3 protein-coding genes are annotated in these 1,837 nt (G+C 74.3%); 2 read left to right on the forward strand and 1 reads right to left on the reverse strand.

Features of this window, described 5'->3' with window-relative positions; translation table 11 throughout:
- The coding region (locus AB0C29_RS46470) for a methyl-accepting chemotaxis protein (RefSeq protein WP_360834521.1) at nt 1–792 on the forward strand (792 nt) is incomplete at its 5' end.
- A 52-nt stretch (nt 793–844) separates the two neighbouring features.
- Nucleotides 845–1,489: a response regulator transcription factor gene (locus tag AB0C29_RS46475; RefSeq protein ID WP_360834523.1), complete on the forward strand. Its 645-nt coding sequence runs from the start codon at nt 845–847 to the stop codon at nt 1,487–1,489.
- Nucleotides 1,490–1,517: 28 nt separating this feature from the next.
- Here the strand turns inward: AB0C29_RS46475 and AB0C29_RS46480 are convergent.
- The coding region (locus AB0C29_RS46480) for an endonuclease/exonuclease/phosphatase family protein (RefSeq protein WP_360834525.1) at nt 1,518–1,837 on the reverse strand (320 nt) is incomplete at its 5' end.

A 1,837-nucleotide genomic window follows, 5' to 3' on the forward strand; every position in this document is an offset into this window, starting at 1 on the left:
AAGGTCTCCGGCTGTTCCCAGACGCTGGCCTCGGCCTCCGAGCAGCTCTCCGCCGTGTCGCTGCAGCTCTCGGCCTCCGCCGAGGAGACCTCCGTGCAGGTCAGCACGGTCTCCTCGGCCGCCGGCCAGGTGTCGGACAGCGTCCGGGCGGTCGCGGCCGGCGCCGACGAGATGGGCGTGTCGATCCGGGCGATCGCCGACAACGCCGGCGAGGCGGCCGAGGTGGCCGCCGGGGCCGCGCGCACCGCCGAGGCGACCAACACCAGCGTGGCCCGCCTCGGTGCGGCCTCGACCCAGATCGGCGACGTGGTCCGGCTGATCACCGCGATCGCCCAGCAGACCAACCTGCTCGCCCTCAACGCGACGATCGAGGCGGCCCGCGCCGGGGAGATGGGCAAGGGCTTCGCCGTGGTGGCCAGCGAGGTCAAGGACCTGGCCCAGGAGACCGCCCGGGCCACCGAGGACATCTCCACCCAGGTCGCCTCGATCCAGGCCGAGAGCGACGGCGCGGTCGAGGCGATCCGTGAGATCGGCCAGGTGATCACGACCATCAACGGCTACACCACCACGATCGCCTCGGCGGTGGCCGAGCAGACCGCGACCACCGGCGAGATCGCGCACAGCGTCGGCACCGCCGCGGCCGGCTCGGCCAGCATCGCGGAGACGATCTCGGGCGTCGCGGAGGCGGCCCAGCAGGTCACCAGCGGCGCCACCGAGACCCAGCAGACCGCGGCCGAGCTGGCCCGGATGGCCGCCGAGCTCAGCAGCACGGTCTCGGTCTACCGGGTCTGAATTCATCCGCGCGGGCTCCGCAGCCGTATCACCGGCCATGAGAGTCCTGCTGGTGGAAGACGACGTGTCGATCGCCGAACCGCTGATCGACGGCCTGGCCCGGTACGGCATCACCGCGGACCACGTCACCACCGGTGCGGCCGCCCTCGCCGCGGCGCCACCCGACGTGGTCCTCTTCGACCTCGGCAAGCGCGACACCGGGCGTGTCGAGGCCTGCCGCAAGCTGCGCGGCGACGGTGACATCCCGATGATCCTGCTGACCGGGCGCGGCGGCGTGCACGACCGCAGCCTCGGCCGGGAGCTCGGCGTCGAGGACCTGGTGGGACAGCCCTACCGGGTGCCGGAGCTGGTCGCCCGGATGCGCGCGGCCACCCGCCGGGCCCGCGGGGTGCCGGCCCAGGAGCCGGTCCGCCGGTACGGGCCCCTGGCCATCGACACCCGCACCCGGCAGATCCGCCTGCACGGCGTGCCGATCCCGCTCGCCCCCAAGGAGTACGACCTGCTCGTGCTGCTGGCCGCCGAACCGGGCGCGGTCGTCGCCCGCAGGCACATCCTCGACACCGTGTGGGAGCCCGACTTCCTCGGCCCCGGCAAGACGCTGGACTTCCACGTGGCCAGCCTGCGCAGCAAGCTCGGCGACGCCAAGTGGATCGAGAACCGCCGCGGCGTCGGCTTCCGCCTCGTCGTCCCGGCCTGAACCGGCCTGCACCTGGCGGCCGTGACGGTCAGGCGGTGTCGAGCTCGGCCAGCACGGCCCGGTGGTCGCTGCCCGGCGCCCGCAGCACCCAGGACCGCTGGGTCGACATGCCGCGCTGCAGGATGTGATCCGGGCGCAGCACCGGCAGCTCGGCCGGCCAGGTGAAGCCGAAACCCGCGCCGGCCTCCTGCTGGGTGTCGCGCAGCGGCGCGAACGCGTCGAACTGCCGGTCGGTGGTGGCGGTGTTCAGGTCACCGGCCACCAGCACCCGCGGGCTCTCGTCGGCGGCCACCGCGGCGGCCAGCGCGGCGATCGTCTGGTCGCGTTCGGCGGTCGCGGCCGGGCGGG

It is taken from the genome of Actinoplanes sp. NPDC048791, assembly GCF_040650095.1.
Classification (GTDB): domain Bacteria; phylum Actinomycetota; class Actinomycetes; order Mycobacteriales; family Micromonosporaceae; genus Actinoplanes.